18 protein-coding genes, 1 tRNA gene and 1 riboswitch are annotated in these 19,878 nt (G+C 41.9%); of the genes, 7 read left to right on the top strand and 12 right to left on the bottom strand.

The genetic code is table 11. The features are described from left to right. Nucleotides 1–216: 216 nt before the first annotated feature. Nucleotides 217–288 (bottom strand) — tRNA-Glu (locus tag QWZ01_RS21575). A 194-nt stretch (nucleotides 289–482) separates the two neighbouring features. On the opposite strand from QWZ01_RS21575, the gene QWZ01_RS21570 reads away from it, so the two are divergent. The 6 genes from QWZ01_RS21570 to QWZ01_RS21545 are packed head-to-tail and all read left to right on the top strand — an operon-like array spanning nucleotide 483 to nucleotide 6,861. Further along, on the top strand, nucleotides 483–764 hold the full coding sequence (locus QWZ01_RS21570; protein ID WP_290327017.1) for a DUF427 domain-containing protein: 282 nt from the start codon (nucleotides 483–485) through the stop codon (nucleotides 762–764). Nucleotides 765–766: 2 nt separating this feature from the next. Further along, the gene (locus QWZ01_RS21565) at nucleotides 767–2,155 is read left to right on the top strand and encodes a mercuric reductase (protein WP_290327015.1); all 1,389 of its coding nucleotides are present in this window, start codon (nucleotides 767–769) and stop codon (nucleotides 2,153–2,155) included. A gap of 8 nt (nucleotides 2,156–2,163) precedes the next feature. Then, complete coding sequence (locus QWZ01_RS21560; protein ID WP_290327013.1) at nucleotides 2,164–3,123, top strand: ABC transporter ATP-binding protein; 960 nt, start codon at nucleotides 2,164–2,166, stop codon at nucleotides 3,121–3,123. Further along, on the top strand, nucleotides 3,120–4,694 hold the full coding sequence (locus QWZ01_RS21555; protein WP_290327011.1) for an ABC transporter permease/substrate-binding protein: 1,575 nt from the start codon (nucleotides 3,120–3,122) through the stop codon (nucleotides 4,692–4,694). The genes QWZ01_RS21560 and QWZ01_RS21555 overlap by 4 nt, the downstream gene beginning before the upstream one ends. 4 nt (nucleotides 4,695–4,698) lie before the next feature. Continuing rightward, nucleotides 4,699–5,847, top strand: a complete 1,149-nt coding sequence (egtB, locus tag QWZ01_RS21550) for an ergothioneine biosynthesis protein EgtB (RefSeq protein WP_290327009.1) — start codon at nucleotides 4,699–4,701, stop codon at nucleotides 5,845–5,847. A 21-nt stretch (nucleotides 5,848–5,868) separates the two neighbouring features. Continuing rightward, nucleotides 5,869–6,861, top strand: a complete 993-nt coding sequence (locus QWZ01_RS21545) for an L-histidine N(alpha)-methyltransferase (RefSeq protein ID WP_290327007.1) — start codon at nucleotides 5,869–5,871, stop codon at nucleotides 6,859–6,861. 19 nt (nucleotides 6,862–6,880) lie between these two features. On the opposite strand, the gene QWZ01_RS21540 is transcribed toward QWZ01_RS21545, so the two are convergent. After that, nucleotides 6,881–7,702, bottom strand: a complete 822-nt coding sequence (locus QWZ01_RS21540; RefSeq protein ID WP_290327005.1) for a phytanoyl-CoA dioxygenase family protein — start codon at nucleotides 7,700–7,702, stop codon at nucleotides 6,881–6,883. Between the two features lie 125 nt (nucleotides 7,703–7,827). On the opposite strand from QWZ01_RS21540, the gene QWZ01_RS21535 reads away from it, so the two are divergent. Next, the gene (locus QWZ01_RS21535; RefSeq protein ID WP_290327003.1) at nucleotides 7,828–8,724 is read left to right on the top strand and encodes an AraC family transcriptional regulator; all 897 of its coding nucleotides are present in this window, start codon (nucleotides 7,828–7,830) and stop codon (nucleotides 8,722–8,724) included. A 6-nt stretch (nucleotides 8,725–8,730) separates the two neighbouring features. Here the strand turns inward: QWZ01_RS21535 and QWZ01_RS21530 are convergent, their stop codons facing one another. The 10 genes from QWZ01_RS21530 to QWZ01_RS21485 form a co-directional block, all read right to left on the bottom strand. Next, nucleotides 8,731–9,381, bottom strand: coding sequence for a response regulator transcription factor (locus tag QWZ01_RS21530; RefSeq protein WP_290327002.1), 651 nt, complete (start codon nucleotides 9,379–9,381; stop codon nucleotides 8,731–8,733). Nucleotides 9,382–9,427: 46 nt separating this feature from the next. Next, the gene (locus tag QWZ01_RS21525; RefSeq protein ID WP_290327000.1) at nucleotides 9,428–10,102 is read right to left on the bottom strand and encodes a sensor histidine kinase; all 675 of its coding nucleotides are present in this window, start codon (nucleotides 10,100–10,102) and stop codon (nucleotides 9,428–9,430) included. Between the two features lie 71 nt (nucleotides 10,103–10,173). Next, nucleotides 10,174–10,824 (bottom strand): hypothetical protein, encoded by a 651-nt coding sequence (locus tag QWZ01_RS21520; protein WP_290326998.1) that lies wholly within the window; start codon nucleotides 10,822–10,824, stop codon nucleotides 10,174–10,176. Between the two features lie 14 nt (nucleotides 10,825–10,838). Then, on the bottom strand, nucleotides 10,839–11,357 hold the full coding sequence (locus tag QWZ01_RS21515) for a hypothetical protein (protein WP_290326995.1): 519 nt from the start codon (nucleotides 11,355–11,357) through the stop codon (nucleotides 10,839–10,841). 407 nt (nucleotides 11,358–11,764) lie between these two features. Continuing rightward, nucleotides 11,765–12,322: a hypothetical protein gene (locus tag QWZ01_RS21510; protein ID WP_290326993.1), complete on the bottom strand. Its 558-nt coding sequence runs from the start codon at nucleotides 12,320–12,322 to the stop codon at nucleotides 11,765–11,767. Nucleotides 12,323–12,407: 85 nt separating this feature from the next. Next, a complete protein-coding gene (gene metF, locus QWZ01_RS21505; protein ID WP_290326992.1) occupies nucleotides 12,408–13,364 on the bottom strand; it encodes a methylenetetrahydrofolate reductase [NAD(P)H] in 957 nt (318 codons plus the stop codon). A gap of 37 nt (nucleotides 13,365–13,401) precedes the next feature. Continuing rightward, the gene (locus QWZ01_RS21500) at nucleotides 13,402–13,764 is read right to left on the bottom strand and encodes a four helix bundle protein (protein ID WP_290326990.1); all 363 of its coding nucleotides are present in this window, start codon (nucleotides 13,762–13,764) and stop codon (nucleotides 13,402–13,404) included. 59 nt (nucleotides 13,765–13,823) lie between these two features. Then, nucleotides 13,824–17,513 (bottom strand): methionine synthase, encoded by a 3,690-nt coding sequence (gene metH / locus QWZ01_RS21495; RefSeq protein WP_290326988.1) that lies wholly within the window; start codon nucleotides 17,511–17,513, stop codon nucleotides 13,824–13,826. Nucleotides 17,514–17,674: 161 nt separating this feature from the next. Continuing rightward, nucleotides 17,675–17,784, bottom strand: a riboswitch (SAM riboswitch). A gap of 133 nt (nucleotides 17,785–17,917) precedes the next feature. Continuing rightward, entirely contained in the window at nucleotides 17,918–18,649 is a 732-nt protein-coding gene (locus QWZ01_RS21490) for a Bax inhibitor-1/YccA family protein (protein ID WP_290326986.1), read from the bottom strand. 210 nt (nucleotides 18,650–18,859) lie between these two features. Next, nucleotides 18,860–19,831: a YihY/virulence factor BrkB family protein gene (locus tag QWZ01_RS21485; RefSeq protein ID WP_290326984.1), complete on the bottom strand. Its 972-nt coding sequence runs from the start codon at nucleotides 19,829–19,831 to the stop codon at nucleotides 18,860–18,862. Nucleotides 19,832–19,878 lie beyond the last annotated feature (47 nt).

The raw sequence follows: 19,878 nt of genomic DNA, 5'->3' as shown, positions 1-19,878 counted from the left end.
TGTAGCCTGCTATTATCAAGATGTTTAGTGGTTGAACATCTTGATAATCAATTAATTATGAGCAATTCGGTGCGTAGCATTTTTCCATTTAGGTACGCACCGAATTTGCGTCTTTTTTGTTGCAATTTGGTGCATAAAATGGTGTTTTGATATAAACAAAAAAACCTGCAATCATTTGATTTGCAGGTTTTTAGCATCTTTCGATATTGTTTTAAGTAGCCCGTAGGGGAATCGAACCCCTGTTTCTAGAATGAAAATCTAACGTCCTAACCCCTAGACGAACGGGCCTTTTTTTATTTATTTTCCCTTGTTTTGGGATTGCAAAGATAGAGCTTTACCCATAAAGTGCAAATAAATTTTAAAAAAAAATTCAAAACATTTATTTCGGGTCATTTTAAAGCTTTTCAAAACAAAATCATTGGCACAGCATTGTAAATCTACTGGCGTTAAAGCTATCTTTATATACTAAATAAATTACCGCCATGAAAGCAATCTGGAACGATGAGGTTATAGCCGAAAGTAATGATACCATTGTTATTGAAAATAACCACTATTTCCCAAAAGAGAGCGTAAAGGCCGAATACCTGGAAACTACTGACACACACTCAACTTGTCCCTGGAAAGGTCTGGCCTCATATTATAATCTTAACGTTAAGGGTAAACAGAATAAGGATGCTGCCTGGTATTATCCGCAACCTAAAGATGCGGCTAAGCAAATCACCAATTATGTTGCCTTCTGGAAAGGTGTTAAAATAACCGAATAGCCATGAAAACATACGATGCCATTGTTATTGGTGCCGGCCAGGCTGGCGGCCCATTAGCCAAGAAACTTGCCAGTGCCGGTAAAAAAACTGTACTTATCGAAAAACGATTTTATGGCGGCACCTGTGTAAATGACGGGTGTACACCTACCAAAACAATGGTGGCATCGGCAAAGGCTGCTTACATGGCGGCCGGTAAAAGTGCAGAACTTGGCGTTCCGGTTGACGGGTTTTCGGTTAACATGCCGCAAATAAAAAAACGCAAGGACGAGATTGTACTTAAATCAAGAAATGGCGGCCTTCGCGCAGCCGAAAAAACAGAAAACCTGGATGTATTATTGGGTGAGGCCACTTTTATCGGCGACAAAACCATCGAAGTAACCTTGTATAATGGCGAAAAACATGTTTTACAAGCCGATCTTGTATTCCTCAATCCCGGAGAGTTGCCAACCATCCCCGATATTGAAGGGCTTCATGATATTGATTATCTTAATTCAACCACTATACTTGATCTGGATTATGTACCTGACCATTTATTAGTATTGGGCGGCAATTACGTTGGGCTCGAGTTTGGGCAGATGTTTCGCCGCTTTGGCAGCAAGGTAACCATAATCGAAAGATCGGCCAGGATAGTTGCCCATGAAGATGAGGATATTTCTGAAGAAATGCAGAAGATCCTGGAGGCCGAAGCTATCCAGATCCACTATAATACGCAGGCTACGAAATTCAAACAAAAAGACGGCGGCAAAATTACCGTTACCATAACCACAGGTGGCAAAGATCATGAAATCAGCTGCTCGCATGTATTGGTAGCGGTTGGGCGCACGCCTCAAACCGCGGCGTTAAACCTTCAAAAAACGGGCGTAACAACTGATGGGCATGGCCATATCCCTGTAAATGATAAACTGGAAACTAACGTTCCCGGTATTTATGCGTTGGGCGATGTAAACGGAGGCCCCGCTTTTACACACATCTCCTATAACGATTATACCATAGTTTACCGTAATCTTATTAAAAATCAAAACCTGAGCACCAATAATCGGCTGTTGCCTTATTGTATGTTCACTGACCCTCAGCTGGGGCGTATAGGTATCAGTGAGAGTGAGGCTAAGGCAAAAAATATAAACTACAAGTTAGTTAAAATGCCAATGGCATATGTGGCCCGCGCCATTGAAACCGGCGATACCCGTGGCTTTATGAAAGTCCTTGTTGACCCGGAAACAAAAAAAATATTAGGCGCTGCAGTTTTGGGAGCCGAAGGAGGTGAAATCATGACCGTATTGCAAATGGCCATGGAGGGGGGGATCACTTATGACCGTATCAAATATTTTATATTCGCGCACCCTCTTTATGCCGAATCATTGAATAACCTGTTTATGTCGCTTGAGGATTAGCATTGCTTATGATAAAGGTTGATAAGGTAAGCAAGCAGTTTAATAAGGTTAAGGCGGTTGATGCAATCTCGTTTGAAGTACAGGAACAGGAAAACCTGATTTTGCTGGGTACCAGCGGCTGCGGCAAAACTACCACCCTAAAAATGATCAACCGGCTTATTGAACCTACCAGCGGTAATATTTTCATCAACGGTAAAAACGTAACCAGCCAGCAGCCCGAAAATTTAAGACGCGAGATTGGTTATGTTTTACAAAACAATGGACTCTTTCCGCATTACACCGTAGCCGAAAACATCGCCATAGTTCCACAATTATTAAAGTGGGACAAAAAGAAAACAGAGAAACGCACTGCCGAACTGATGGAAAAACTGCACCTCGGCGCCGATTATCTGAACGCCTACCCAAATGAGCTGAGTGGCGGCCAGCAGCAACGCATAGGTCTGGCCAGGGCTTTGGTATCTGACCCTCCGGTTTTACTGATGGATGAGCCCTTTGGCGCGCTTGATAATGTTACCCGGGCCAATATCCACAAGGAGTTTAAAGCGCTTGATGAGCTTACCCGAAAAACTATTATCATGGTTACCCATGACGTACAGGAAGCCTTTGAACTTGGCAACAGGATATGCCTTATGGATAAAGGCAAAATTGTGCAATCGGGCACACCTGCCGATCTTTTGTTTAACCCGGCAAATGAGTTTGTTGAAAGCTTTTTAAAAGATCAACGATTGCACCTGGAGTTTAAAGCCATCAAAATTACCGACCTATGGGATCTACTGCCCGATAAACAAAAACAATCCAATGGTAATTCATTATCCGCCGATATTGATCTGTGGACAGCACTGGAAAATTTTCGATATGCCAAGTCTGAAACCCTCACCATCAGCAAAAGTGAAAACGAAATAAAAACTATCGATTTTGAGCAGCTCATGTCGGCTTTTAATCGATATAAAAACAAACAAGGGGCATGAGTGAGCATCAGCAAACCTTAATTGAGTTTATGCGGCAGCAGGCCGATAAACTTGCTGTGCAAACCTTGCAGCATATCGGCCTCACTTTTATTTCGCTCTTTATAGCTGTGCTTATTGGTTTGCCACTGGGCATTTTGATCGCCCGTAAAAAACAGCTTTCCGGGTCTGTTTTAGGTGTAGCCGGTATTCTGCAAACCATACCCAGCATTGCATTACTTGGTTTTATGATACCCATATTGGGTATTGGGCCAAAGCCCGCTATTGTGGCCCTGCTGTTATATGCCTTACTGCCCATCATTCGCAACACCTACACAGGTATTACGGGCGTTGACGCTTCAGTTAAGGAAGCGGCAACAGCCATGGGAATGAACAACTGGCAGATACTTTTTAAGGTTGAACTCCCTCTTGCTATGCCGGTGATATTGGCCGGCATCCGCACTGCTACGGTAATTAATGTGGGGGTGGCTACATTGGCCTCATACATAGCCGCGGGTGGTCTGGGTGAATTTATTTTTGGCGGTATATCACTTAACAATACCAATATGATACTGGCAGGCGCTATTCCTGCCGCTTTATTGGCCGTTATTTTCGATTTTTTGCTTTCACGGGTACAAAAGCTCAATTTCAAAAAAATAAAGGCAGGCACGTACGCTATGCCTGTTTTACTTGTGGTGCTATCCTCCCTCTATTTTATCCCCAATGCCTATGGCGGCAAACTCACCGCTGGCTTTACGCCTGAGTTTATGGGCAGGCAGGATGGCAACCTGGGTTTAGAGAGCAAATACGGCTTAAAAATACACACCATCGTGATCAGTGATGCGGTAATGTACAAGGCAGCCTATGAAAAACAGCTTGATGTAATTAGCGGCTACTCAACTGATGGCCGCTTAAAAGCCTACGGGCTTGTTGTGCTTGATGACGATAAAGGCATCTTCCCGCCGTACTATGCTGCTCCTATAATACGGGAAGATGCACTCCGGAAGTTTCCCGAATTAGAAAAAACCTTAAATTTACTATCGGGTAAAATAAATGATTCGGTCATGACCGATTTAAATTACCGGACTGACTATCTTCACCAAAGCCCGGAACGGGTAGCCAAAGATTTTTTAACGCAACATAACCTTTGGAAACCGGCTCGCGGCCAAAGCAATGCGGGCATTGTGCGTGTTGGCTCTAAAATTTTTGGCGAGCAATACATACTGGCCAACATGTATAGCATGCTTATAAAAGGCTACACCAATTATGATGTATCAACAAAAACAGGTTTAGGCGGCACCAAAATTTGCTTTGATGCCCTAACTAATGATCAGATAGATTTTTACCCGGAATATACCGGCACCGGCCTGTTGGCTATACTACAGGCTTCGCCAGAAACAATAAACAAGGTAACTCAAAACAAGGATAGCACTTACAACTATGTGCAACAGGAGTTTAAAAACAGGTATCAGATAAAATGGTTAAAACCCATTGGCTTTAACAATGCCTATGCTTTAATGATGAGAGAACAGCAAGCCAAAAGTTTAAATATTAAAACAATTTCTAACCTCAAACGATATTTGAATAGTAAGTAGCTACATGAATTTACTTGATCAATACAAAAAAGTTCGTCAGCATACGGAGTACATCTGTAGTCCCCTGCAAACTGAGGACTATGTAGTGCAACCTGTTGTTGATGTTAGTCCCCCAAAATGGCATATAGGGCACACTACGTGGTTTTTTGAAACCTTTATCCTTAAGCCCTATTTTATGGGGTATGAAGAATACAATCCCAATTACAACTACGTGTTTAACAGTTACTACGAAACGGTAGGCAACCGCGTTATCCGTACAGACAGGGGCAATTTAAGCAGGCCAACCGTTAACGATATTTACCAGTACCGGGCTTATGTGGACGAAGCGATGGAGAAATTCCTGAGCGTTGAACCAGCCGCCGATGTACAGGAGCTGATAATACTGGGTTTTAACCATGAAGAACAACATCAGGAATTATTACTAACCGATATTAAATACATCCTGGGCCATAACCCCTTGTTTCCGGCTTATTCTACAAGCTATATATCGCCAAAAGTACCATATATCGATAGTGGTTTCGTCAATGTAGACGAGGGTATCTACGAAATAGGATTTGAAGGTGATGGCTTTTGTTTTGACAATGAACTCAATCGTCATAAGGTTTATTTAAATGCTTATGAAATAAGCCCCAACCTGGTAACCAATGCCGAATACCTGGAGTTTATGAACAGCGGGGGTTATCATGACTTTCGCCACTGGCATGCCGAAGGTTGGGATTGGGTAAAAAACAATCAAGTTGAAGCACCGCTATACTGGCATTTAATTGATGATGAATGGCACAACTATACCTTTCATGGCCTGGAAACCATCAACTTAAAAAATCCGGTGTGCCATATCAGCTATTTTGAAGCCTATGCCTATGCATCATGGAAAGGCTTAAGGCTGCCTACCGAATTTGAGTGGGAAGCTGCCGCAAACCAATTTAACTGGGGTAAAAGCTGGGAGTGGACAGAAAGCTCTTACCTCCCTTATCCGGGCTTTGCCAAGGCACCCGGCGCTATAGGGGAGTATAATGGCAAATTTATGGTGAACCAAAAGGTACTTCGTGGTGCCTCAGAGGTAACATCGCCGGGGCATAGCCGCATTACTTATCGCAACTTTTTTCAAACAAATTTACGCTGGCAATTTACTGGCATAAGACTTGCAAGGTAGATTACACAAAAAAACCGAGATATGGACACAACCTTAACTCAATCAGAATTGAACGAGGCATCAAAAACAAAAACCAACCAGTTTTATAACGATGTAATAACCGGTTTAAGCTCAAGTCCTAAGCGCTTAAGTTCAAAATATTTTTATGATGCTGTTGGCGATAAACTTTTTCAGGACCTCATGAATAGTCCGGAATACTATCCAACTAATTGCGAGCTGGAGATATTTTCAAAAAAAACCGCCGAGATCACAGATGCCATTATCACTGATGGCAACCCGTTTGACCTGATAGAACTGGGCGCCGGTGATGCCATGAAATCAACTTACCTGCTTAAATATCTGCTGGCGCAAAAGGCCGAATTTACATATCTGCCCATTGATATTTCAGACAATGTAATATCCTACCTTACCATAACACTGCCTGTAACCCTGCCCGGACTAAAGGTTACCGGCCTTAATGGAGAGTACTTCCAGATGCTTACCAGGGCAGCATCCATTTCATCCCGCCGTAAGGTGGTTTTATTTTTGGGATCAAATATCGGCAACATGCCCGTGAATGATGCCATTGAGTTTTGCCGTGAACTACGCAAGCACCTATCACCCGGCGATATGGTATTGATCGGCATGGATCTTAAAAAAAACCCGAAGACTGTATTGGCAGCCTACAATGATAAGGAGGGCATTACCAAACGCTTTAACCTTAACCTGCTGGAGCGCATTAACCGTGAATTAGATGCCAATTTTGATGTAAGCAAGTTTGAACATTATCCTACCTACGATCCTGAAACAGGTGCCTGTAAAAGCTACCTCATTAGCACCACAGATCAGCAGGTAAACATTGGCGATAAAGAAACCATCACCTTTGCCAAGGACGAATACATTTACATGGAAATTTCACAAAAATTCACCACACAACAGGCCGGGCAAATGGCTGCAAGCGCTGGTTTTAGCCAGATAGCAGAGTTTTTTGATTCTAAAAAATGGTTTACCGATGCTATTTGGGTGGCTGTGTAAAACACAGCTTTTGGTGCAGCTAAAGTAACTTAGGGTTTAACTCCGAGTCAACAAAACCACCAATGGGTTTATCCATCAGCCACTTTTGATGATCGTTTTTTTGCCACTCATTTTTGGGTGGTGTTATACGTGCCCCATCGGCAACATAAATAATGGTCATTACCTCGCGCATTTTGTTTGAAAGGTTACCGGGTGCATTATGAATGGTAAAACCTCGGTGCCAGGTGGCATCGCCAGCCTTCATGGTTTTGGGCCGGCTAATTTCAAATTGTTTTTGCTTTACATAATCGTCAAACAGCGTTTCCGATTCATCAGAAATTTCGTGATTAAATACGGCCCCGCCAACGTATGATCGTGAGGCAAAAGTGAGCATACCCATATCCTCGTCAATATCAACCAAAGGCATCCACATGGTTACGGTATTAAAAGTATCAATTGGCCAATAATACTGATCCTGGTGCCATGGCGTAGGGCCACCTCCCGGCTCTTTAAATAAAGCCTGATCATGATATAACCTCACGTTCTCAACTCCCATTAAATCGGCCGCTATTTTTGCCAAACGACGGGCTGTAACAAACTTTTTACTATCCTCATCAACCTGCCACAAATTCATGATTTGTAAAAAAGCCTTACCATAAGTATCCCGTTCTTCCAGCTGGCGTTTTTCGGTGTTGTAATGGTCTGCCGCGCTCACAATTATGGGCCTGTAAGCTTCAATCTCATATTCTGACAGTAGGCCTCGGGTTAAGGTATGCCCTTTTTCACTAAATTCGTTTATGTTTACGGTTGATAATTCCTTAAAATCATTCAGATCAGGCAGATGCAAAGCTGTTGTGCTCATAATTTTATTGGGTTATTTTTCAAAGGAAGCTTATCTTTATATAATAAAAAATGAGATTAGTGCCCCGATTATGGGGTATATTATCTTTTTTTTGTTCATATTTACTTATCACGTTAATATATGCAATGATCAAAGCCGCGTACGAAGTTCTTCAGCCTGCCAATAGCCAGTCGTTCCTGGTTCGGAAATTTGACAAGCTTGCATTTGATGCCCCTTACCATTTTCACGAGGAGTATGAGCTTACCTGCGTCATAAAAGGCAGCGGAAAACGCTATGTTGGCAGCCACATGGATGATTTTGTATCGGGCGACCTGGTGTTACTTGGCCCTAATTTACCACATTGCTGGAAACTGGAAGTGGGGGAGGTTTTACCTGCCGAAGCCACCGCCATTGTTATTCAATTTAACGACGCTTTTTTGGGCGATGATTTTTTTAACAAGTTTGAACTGCAGCAAATCAAAAAGCTTTTCCAGAAAAGCGGTTGTGGAATCTCGTTCCATTCAGACACCCAGGCCGAGGCCCAAAAACTTTTGCTGAACCTTATTGATGAGAAAAGCAACTTCAGAATACTGATAACTTTATTAGAGATATTGCAGCTTTTAGCGTCATCATCGGAGCATATCCTGCTTGATCAGCATCGTGTAGTTGCCGAGCGAACACTTGCCCAGCGCGAGCGCATAAACCCGGTATTGGCTTACCTGGTTGAAAACTTCAGAAAACAGGTTTCCTTAGATGCCGCGGCCGGTATAGCCAACATGACCACCAACGCGTTTTGCAAATACTTTAAAAAGGTAACCCGCAAAACATTCATGGAAACGATTATTGAATACCGTTTGAACTACGCCATACAACAGCTGGTTCAAACAGACAAATCAATATCAGAAATATCATTTGAAAGTGGCTTTGGAGATGTATCGCACTTTTACAAAATGTTCAAAACCAAAATGAAACTGAGCCCGCTTAATTACCGCAAAAGATTCATGCGTAACCTGATAGACGACGATAAGAAATTATCTGCTTAAAGCTCCCTATACACTAATAATACCGCGCTTTATAGCGTAAATAACCAAGCCTACCAGGTTTTTTGAATTGGTTTTTTCAAATAAGCGTGCGCGGTAGCCCTCTACGGTACGCACACTCAAAAATATTTTATCGGCAATTTCCTGGTTCGAGCATTCCTGACAAACCAGTTTCAGCACTTCTATTTCACGCTCGTTGAGGTCGGCTTTATTGTTAGCCTGATCTGCATGGTCATTAACCACCAGCTGCTTAATGAGGGTAATGGACAGGTGTTCATTAAAATAAAAACCTTTATGATAAACGGTTGATATTGCCTCAATAATTTCTTCCGGTTCGGCATTTTTGAGTAAATATCCTGATGCGCCGGCCTTCATCATATCTACAATATACTTATCCTCATTAAACATGGATAAGGCAAGTATCTTAATATGTTTGTAATGCTGATGTACATAAGTGGCCGTTTGAATGCCATCCATCTCGGGCATTTTTATATCCATCAACAGCACATCCGGTAGTTTATCGGCCAGTAAACCAACCAGTTCTTTACCATTGGAAGCCTCCAATATCAAGTCTAAATTCTCGCAATCTTCTAAGGTTGCTTTTAAACCATTTCTGAAAATTTTATGATCATCTATGATGCCTAACTTTATAGTACTCATCGCATTGCATAACAAATAGTGGCTAAATATAGCTTAAAGATGCAAACTATGCTACTTTTAATTTGATGGTTGTGGTTGTACCTGCCGATGGTTCGCTCTGAATATCAATTTCGCCGTTGATCAACTGCACCCGGCTCTCGAGGTTTTTTATTCCAAAGCCATGCTTTATTTCATTGAGTTTAAAGCCTACTCCATCGTCTTTGAATTCAATGAGTACCTTATCACCGCTTTTGATGACCGACAATTTAATGGTAGAAGCGTTGGAGTGTTTAATGGCGTTGCCAAAAAGTTCCTGGGCTATACGGTACAGCGCCAGCTCCACATCGTGCGAAAAACGCTGGTCGGGTAAGTTTTTATAAAAATTAACTTTAATATTGGTAACCTGCTGCACTTTGTTGCACAGGGCTTCTAATGCAGCCATCAAGCCATAATCGGTAAGTACGGGGGGTAAAACGTTATGAATAATATTACGGATCTCCTGTATACACTCATCAATAAGTTTACGTGTATCAACCAGCAGGGGCTGCGAACTTTCGCTAACGGTATTTTTATGAAGCCGGTGCATATTTAATTTGATAGCCGACAATACCTGCCCCACGCTATCATGCAAATCTTCGGCAAGGCGCTTGCGTTCGCTTTCCTGTGTTTCAAAAACAGCGTTCATCAAATCGCCTTGCCGCCGATCGTTCAGCGCGCGCAATTCTATCTGATTCTTTATCATTTTGCGCTGATAAATAATCACAAAGAAAAACAGGCAGGTAATTAATACAACAACTACCAGTGTCCCAATAATTAATACCGGGATAAGGTTGTTTTCTGTGGTTTGCAAAGTAATCCTACTGAAAATAAAATGTTAGCAATAATATTAGTAACACTGTTAATAATGTAATAGTTATGCCGGTCGGCTATTGGTATCCGTGTAAATATCATAAACAAAAACATGTTTACAGAAAAGTATATAAGCACACCTGCATTGATCCAAAAAAGTCCTTGTTTTTCAATATCAACAAACTTTTCGGGATTTAATAGCTGATAAAAATAAAGCAGTGATAATATGATCATCATTATACCTTCAGTTGTTCTGGAAACTGAAGGATATTCCAGCATATTAAAATTATAATAAAATGTAATGATCAATGTAATCGCCGAAAGTGCGATTGTAACCATTTTTAAGATTTGCTTTAAAAACAACCTATAATATATAACGGTAAAAAACAAAACGGTTACAATTATATTAATATGAATCAGCGGCATATTATTGCTTACACCCCATAGTTCTGGTAGCATCCACATAATAGGATCAAACAGAGATTCTATAAGGAAAAATACGGCTACTATTTTTAAAACATTATCAAAATTCCTGTAATTATATAAAGACGCAAGTACAGGAAATACTCCCGATACTGTAGAAGCGATATCTAATGCAATATCAATACCCGCCATATTTTATCCGCTTTTTAATACCCACCCGTTAGCGCATTTTGAGGACACCCGGATGATCCTGGACAAGGGTGTGAGTCATCGCCTACAGTAACAGGTGCTTTCAATGAATATGTTTTTTCTGGCGTTGCTTTTTTCTCAGCTATTGCTTTTACTGTTGAAATAGCAGCTTTACCTTTCATTTCACCAGGTAACATATCTTCTCCATCTTCGGTAACGCCCGATATTACAAAGCGCATATCACCTTCAGCATTCGCAAGAGTCTTAATAAAGAAATTCCCGATAGCCACCAAAAACTTTTGAGAACTGCTTAGCTTTTGTCTGTTTGCATAATATATCCGGATACCCAGGCAACCAGGCTGCTCAAGTATCTTATTTAATATAACGTGTCCAAAAAATTGTGAAATTGTAGCTCCTTTGGTGTGGCGATGCCTGTGATAGGCAGTAAATTCTGCCGCCTTGTCAAGATCTATCGGAGCACCTTCATGACCGGTGATTACTCCTGTACGTGTTTGCGTTGGGGTTGTTGCTTCCATGATTGTAATTAATAAGGGTTTTGTATTTAATTGTTTAAAACTAACATTATTTAATAGTTATTTCAACAATTACAGAGCATAACACAACTTTTGTTTCCTAATAATTAAACACATAACAAACTCATAAACAAGCAGTAATACCATTAAACCAAAAATATTAGCAGGTAATATTACGTAGTTTTACGTATCAAAAACTGTAGTATTACGCGGGGCTATTTTTTACACCAAAAAATGTTAGTATCACTCATATAATAAACACTTTATTCGCATTATTAACACAATGTAAACGATCGGTGCAGATATTTTATAAATATAATATGACTATATTAAATTTATTATTTAAGTTTATAATAACTATTAACTGATCTTATAAATACCAAGGGGGCCACACTACTGGCACCCTTTTTTTAAAACAACCGGAGTATATAAGAAAACTCATATACTATAAAAATCATTACCAATACGCCGTGAAACAGGCGGTTATTTACCCGCATGGCTACCATACACAGCACAAAATGGGTAACATTACGAATAGGGTATTCTATTCCATAATGATGCACGTAAGCCTCGCCTTTGATTAGTGTATCAATAATATCAAGCAGGTAGCTAAACCCTAATATGCCGAATATCCATTTACGGCGCGAATAAAAATAATCTTCATAATCCTTATAATCCTTCAGGTCATCAGGGTAAAGCAGTGCGCAAACACTATAATACACCACAATATAAATGATCACGAAAAGATATTCGGCAAATAACCAGTGCTGAATATCGTGCAGGTTATATTCCCACCACCAAAAGTGAAGTAGTAAAATAAAAAGGTAAAACGACCACAGGGAATGTACCCAGTACGGCTTACTACGGCCCGGGTGCTGAATTTGCTTGGCCGCTCCTTTAAGCAGATGGGTAATGCTAAGGCCCAGGATAATACCAATGGCTGATTTGATATGGCTAAAAATATCCATAGGATAAGTGTTTTGGAGGTTTATGAAACTAAAAATAGAAATTTTCAGTCAGCAATCAATCTCCAAAACACTTATTATCAAGCTACTAAAATATAGCTTCGGCAATGCGGCGGGTTGGGCCGGCGTTGCTCATGGTATAAAAATGCAGTACGGGAACACCAAATTTGATCAACTCCTTACATTGATTAATCATCCATTCAATACCCAGGTCTTTTACGTCTTTTTCAGATTTGCATCCGTTAATGGCATCGCACAGATCTTCAGGCATATCAATGTGGAATGTTTTGGCCAGATTAATAAGTTGTTTTGATGTAGTGATAGGTTTTAAACCTGGTATAATAGGCACATTGATACCATTAGCCCGGCAGTTATTCACAAAGTCGAAGTATTTCTGATTATCGAAAAACATCTGGGTAACAATAAAGCTGGCGCCCATATCAACTTTTTGCTTCAAATATTTAAAGTCGGTTTTCAGGTTAGGGGCCTCAAAATGCTTCTCAGGATAGCCTGCCACACCTATGCAAAAATGCGTTTTAGCAATATTATCATAATCTTCATGCAGGTAAATACCATTGTTCATATTCACAACCTGCTGCAACAGATCGGTAGCATAGCAGTGCCCGTTTGGCGTTGGCACAAACGACGAATCACTGCTGCGCGCATCGCCACGTAACACCAGTACGTTTTCAATCCCTAAAAACTCCAGTTCGATTAGGGCGTTCTCGGTTTCGTCGCGTGTAAAGCCGCCGCACAGTAAATGCGGAACGGTATCAACCTTATACCTGTTCATGATGGCCGCGCAAATAGCTATAGTACCGGGGCGTTTACGGTAACTCAGTTTCTCCAATAAGCCATTAGCATGTTGTTTATAAATATAATCCTCACGCAATGATGTTACATCAATAAACGGCGGCTTAAACTCCATTAAAGGATCAATGGCGTTATAAATACCCTGTATGCTTTGCCCTTTTAAAGGCGGTATCAGTTCAAAAGAAAAAAGTGTTTTGCCGTTGGCGTTCTGGATGTGCTCCGTAATTTTCATGTGTTTTGGTGCGAGGAGCGGGGTTATAGGTGCGGGATCAATTTGTAATTTGAGCCTTCTGGTAATTTATAAGTCCCGCCAATAATATTCCTACTCTGGTTAATTTCTCTAATAAAAGATTTAGTGTTATTTCATCTAAAAAACTCAAATCATAAGACAGATAAAGCTGTGTTTCCAGCTCATAAGCCGAGCCTCTGGCAATATAAAAAAATCGCACAGTATCTTTCGGATGGCTACGCCCGCAACCCTCTGCTATGTTTGAAGGAATGGAAATAACGGATCTTTTTATTTGTGATTGTAAGCCATACATTTCATCTTTAGGAAAAGATAATATACAATCATAAACCATTTTAACAATGATCCTTGCCTCTTTCCAAGCCTCTAAATCTGTAAATGTCATTTAATTACTTTATTATAATAAGCTAAGTACGCACTCGCACCTCAATCCCCGCTCCTTAATTAATAATTTATATTAGGGCCAAGCCAGCGTTCAACCTCTTCAAGCGACATATTTTTACGTACCGCATAATCCTCAACCTGATCTTTACTTATTTTACCCAGGCCAAAATAACGGGCCTGCGGGTGCGCAAAGTAGAAACCACTTACAGAGGCAGCCGGTGTCATGGCCAAGCTTTCGGTAAGGTGCATATGCGCATTATCTTCAGCCTCTAACAGATCAAATAGCGTTGTTTTTTCGGTATGATCAGGGCAGGCCGGATAACCTGGCGCCGGACGGATACCCTGGTAATCTTCTTTGATCAGCTCTTCGGTGCTCAGATGCTCTCCTTTTGAATAACCCCAGTGCTCTTTACGCACCAGCTCATGCATTTTTTCGGCAAAGGCTTCGGCCAGGCGGTCGGCAAGGGCTTTGGCCATAATGCTATTATAGTCATCATGATCGCGCTCAAATTCGGCCACTAACTCATCGCAACCAATACCGGTAGTTACTGCAAAGCCGCCAAAGTAGTCGGGCACCCCGCTTTCTTTTGGTGCAATAAAGTCTGAAAGGGCATAGTAAGGTTCACCTTTTACCTTTTCAGCTTGCTGGCGCAGCGTATGTATGCGGGTAAGCAAGTGCTTACGGGTTTCGTCGGTATACAATTCAATATCGTCACCAACGCTGTTTGCCGGCCAAAAACCTATCACGCCACTGGCTTTAAGCAGTTTTTGATCAACTATCCTTTTCAACAGCACCTGAGCATCATCAAACAGCTTTTTGGCTTCATCACCCACAAACTTATCTGCAAATATTTTAGGATAGCTGCCGCGAAGCTCCCAGGTATGGAAAAACGGTGTCCAGTCGATGTACGGAAGCAACTCTTCCAGCGGGTATGATTCAAATACTTTGGTACCTGTAAACGCAGGTTTAGGCGCAACATCACCATCCAGGCTTATTTGAAATTTCGATTTGCGCGCCTCTTCAATGTTCACAAAGCGCTTGTCTGATTTTTTGTTCAAATGTGCCTCGCGGGCTTTGGCATACTCATCCTTAATACCCTGAATATAACCCTCGCGATTATCTTTACTCATGAGGCTGCTGCAAACGGTAACACTCCGTGAAGCATCCAACACGTGAATAGCAGCACCCGAATAATTTGGCGCCACCTTTACCGCGGCATGTATGCGAGATGTAGTAGCACCGCCAATAATTAGCGGAATGGTAAAGCCTTCGCGCTCCATTTCCTTGGCAAAGTGCACCATCTCATCAAGCGATGGCGTGATGAGGCCGCTTAGTCCTATAATATCTACATTTTGTTTTTTAGCTTCTTCAATGATCTTTTGTGCAGGCACCATTACGCCAAGGTCAATCACCTCAAAGTTATTACATGCTAAAACCACGCCTACAATGTTTTTACCAATGTCGTGTACATCGCCTTTTACGGTAGCCATTAATACCTTACCGGCATTGGCCCGGCTCCCGCTTGCATCTTCACCCGCGTCTATAACACGTTGTTTTTCCAGTTCAATAAAAGGCAACAGATAAGCCACTGCCTTTTTCATTACCCGGGCCGATTTTACTACCTGTGGTAAAAACATCTTGCCGGCGCCAAACAGATCACCTACGATGTTCATGCCATCCATCAGCGGCCCTTCAATCACTTCAAGCGGTTTACTGTAAGCCTGGCGTGCTTCTTCCACATCATCATCAAGGTATTCGATGATGCCTTTTACCAAGGCGTGCGAAAGTCTTTCCTGCACCGTTCCCTTGCGCCATTCCTCGTCCCTTACAACCTCTTTGCCTTTGCTTTTAATGGTATCGGCATATTCAACCAGGCGTTCGGTGGCATCATCACGGCGGTTAAGCAACACGTCCTCTACCAATTCGAGCAAGGTTTTATCAATTTCCTGGTAAACCTCCAGCATACCGGCATTCACAATACCCATATCCATTCCCGCACCGATTGCGTGGTAAAGGAATGCAGAGTGCATGGCCTCGCGTACCACATTGTTACCCCTAAAGGAGAACGAAATATTACTAACCCCGCCGCTTACTTTAGCATGGGGCAGATTTTGCTTTATCCATCGGGTAGCCTCAATAAAGTCGACAGCATAATTATTATGCTCCTCTAAACCGGTGGCTACTGTTAATATGTTTGGATCGAAAATAATATCCTGCGGAGGGAAACCAACCTCATTAACCAGGATATCATAAGAACGTTTACAGATCTCGATACGGCGCTGCAGGGAATCGGCCTGACCAGTTTCGTCAAAAGCCATTACTACAGCAGCTGCACCGTAGCTTAATATTTTACGGGCCTGCTCCTTAAATTTATCTTCACCCTCTTTAAGCGAGATTGAATTTACGATACCCTTGCCTTGAATACACTTTAAGCCTGCCTCAATAACTGTCCATTTTGATGAATCTATCATGATGGGCAGCTTGGCAATATCCGGCTCAGAAGCTACCAGGTTGAGGAATTTCACCATCACCGCTTCCGAATCGATCATGCCCTCATCCATGTTGATGTCGATTACCTGGGCGCCGCCTTCTACCTGTTGCAGGGCAACAGCCAGGGCTGCTTCGTAATCTTCAGCAAGGATAAGTTTGGAGAATTTTGGCGAGCCGGTGATGTTGGTACGCTCACCCACGTTTACGAAAATACTTTCAGGCTTGATGGTTACCGCCTCCAAACCGCTCAGGCGCAGGTCGGGCTCAATTTCGGGAATTAATCTTGGCGGATGTTTAGCTGCCTTATCGGCAATACATTTAATGTGTTCGGGCGTAGTGCCACAACAACCACCTACAATATTAACCAGGCCTGCTTTTATAAAGTCATCAACCTGGTGCGCGGTTTCATGCGCGGTTTCATCATACTGGCCAAACTCATTTGGCAGACCGGCATTTGGATAGGCCGATATAAACACATTGGCTTTTTCAGATAATTCGGCCAGGTGTGGGCGCATTTCCTTGGCACCCAAAGCGCAGTTTAAACCTACTGATAGCAGGTTGGCATGCCGCACCGAGTTCCAGAAAGCCTCAACTGTTTGTCCTGATAAGGTACGCCCCGATGCATCGGTAATAGTACCCGATATCATAATAGGCAAGTGTTTGCCCGATTCTTCCGCGTACCGATTAACGGCAAATAATGCCGCCTTGGCGTTCAGGGTATCAAATATGGTTTCAATCAGCAACAAATCACTCCCGCCGTCAACCAGTCCGCGCACCTGGTCATAATAAGCCTCGGCCAGGTCATCAAAAGTTACAGCACGATAGCCCGGATCGTTCACATCAGGAGATAGGGAAGCCGTACGGTTAGTAGGACCAACAGCACCGGCAACAAACCTTGGTTTGGCTGGGTCTTTTTGAGTGTATTCATCGGCCACTTCACGGGCCAGGCGCGCACCTTCGTAGCTTAGTTCGTAAGCCAATTCCTCCAGCTGATAATCAGCTAATGAAATTATCTGCGTACTGAATGTATTGGTTTCAATAATATCGGCACCGGCATCCAGGTATTCGGCATGAATAGCCTTGATAATATCGGGGCGTGTTATATTCAGCAGGTCGTTATTGCCCTGCAAATCAGTTGCATGATCTTTAAAACGCTCTCCACGAAAATCCTTCTCAGATAACTGGTAGCGCTGTATCATGGTACCCATTGCACCGTCAATCACCAGTATGCGTTTCTCTAATTCTTTTCTAATATCCATGTTAGTATCAAGTAGTTAGTATCAAGTATCGAGTACAGAAACCTGTCGTCGATTTCGGTAGCACCAAATAAAAAAGACTAAAAAATCTTGATACCTGATACTAACTACTTGATACTAAAAAATACAGCTTATCTCGAAAAGTCGGGTGTTATGTTGACTTTCGCTTATCTGTCCCAAAGCTTTAAAGCTGTTGAGTAGAATGTAGCACCTTGTGAAGTACAGGTTGCTAAGACATCGCAGGGTCTAATCCCTCCGCCTTTCTCTATAAGCAATGCAAAGGTGCATAATAAAGCTTTAATATGCAATAGTTTCTGCTCCTTCAAAAGTGTATGCTAAGTAAATTTATGTAAACAAAAAAAGCTGCCCGTTGCTGGGCAGCTTTAATAATAATGTTTTGTTTGTTATTATCTTCTTCTGCCAAATAAACGCAGTATCATCAGGAAAAGATTGATGAAATCAAGGTAAAGCGTTAAGCCACCCATTAAGGCCATTTTTGAGGCCGATGCATGACCGTACTCTAAACCTGCGCCAATACGTTTTAGTTTTTGCACATCATAAGCGGTTAAGCCTACAAATACAGCTATACCAATGTAGCTAATGATATACTCTAACTGAGAGCTATGCATAAACATATTAACCACGGAGGCGATAATAATACCGATGAGGCCCATCATCATGATAGAGCCAAATTTGGTTAAGTCTGTATTAGTGGTATAACCGGCAATAGCCATTACACCAAACACCACCGATGTGGTGATGAACACACCTAATACCGAGCCAGCCGTGAAAACCAATAGTATATAGCTTAAGCTGATACCCATTATTGCCGAAAACGCGATAAACAGGAGTGCCAGCACACCATATGACAAACGGTTAAAACCAAAAGATATCAATAATACGAATGCAAGTGGTGCAAACATAACCGCGGTACCTAAACCAGTATTACGGCCTGTAGCCGGATCAATAAGCATATTAAGCAGGGCAGGGTTCTGTGAAAACAAAAACGCGCAAACAGCAGAAAGCCCTAAAGCAACAAACATCCATAAAAACACATTGGCTATGAATTTACGTGAAGCGTCGCCTTCGTTTAATTGTACTACGTTTTTATAAACGTATTCAGGATCTTTAATTTCCATGTTGTATTAAAAATTTAACAATCAAATTTACGAATAAATTGTGAATATAATGTGAAGGATTTTGGGACTATGGGACTTTTGGACTATGGGATGAAGGACAAAAGGAGCAAGGACAAAAGAATCTTTTGTCTTATAGTCCTTCATCCAAAAGTCTTACAATCTCATAGTCTTTCGTCCAATAGTCTCATAGTCCAAAAATCCCCTCAATCCTTATTGTCTCTTCAAATTTCCCTGCAGTTCCGGATTTTGGGCCGGGAGGCTTTTTACAGATTGTTCAACTTCGGTTTGCTTAACATGAACGGCATATTCGGCCGGTTCAATATGGCTGCCGCTGGCTTCAGCATAAACCTGTGTGTACTCCGCACCTATGTATAGTATGGCCGATGTATAATAGATCCATACCAAAATTACGATGATAGAACCTGCCGCGCCATAGGCTGAGCCTTGCGCGGTGTACTGGATATACAAGCTAATAATATATTGCCCCAGCATAAATAACAGGGCCGTAAAAAACGCTCCGGTACGTACATCTTTCCATTTGATCTTCACATCGGGCAAAAACTTAAATATGATTCCGAACAACACGGTGATCACTACCAGGGTAATCCCCAAGTTTACGGCCTTTAGTAACAGTCCGGTTATAGCAGGTAAAAAATGTTCAATTCTTTTTCCCAGCGCATCCACAATAAAGTTTACCAACAGCGATGCCAGTAACAAAAACCCTAAGCTTATGATTAAAGAGAAAGAAACAAACCTGTTTTGCAATAGCTTAACCCAACCGCGTTTTGGTTTGGCCTTAACCCGCCAAATGATATTCAGCGAATCCTGTATCTCAATAAAAATACTGCTGGCACCTACCAGCAACGTTATTACACCAATAACCACCGCCATACCCGATTTGCCCGAGAGCTGTAAATGAGTTAAAGCTTCCTGTATCTGGGCGGCAGCCTGCTTACCTACATAGCCTTGTATTTGAGGATAAAGCTGATTGGCGGCGGCATCTTGTCCTAAAAAGAGACCTGCCAGCGATATAACCAGGATAAGCAACGGAGCCAGGGAAAAAACAGTGTAATAGGCTAATGAAGCGCTAAGCTTTAAACCATTATCGTTTGAAAAGCCTGAAAATGTGGCAACTAATATTTTCCACAGTTGCTTAAGGTATTCCTTGCTATATATTTTCATGCCTGTTATATTATTAGTCGTCATTAACTAATCTTAGCAATTTTGAT

This window comes from Mucilaginibacter aquaedulcis, assembly GCF_030409325.1.
Classification (GTDB): domain Bacteria; phylum Bacteroidota; class Bacteroidia; order Sphingobacteriales; family Sphingobacteriaceae; genus Mucilaginibacter; species Mucilaginibacter aquaedulcis.
This window is presented reverse-complemented; position numbering and strand designations above follow the sequence as displayed.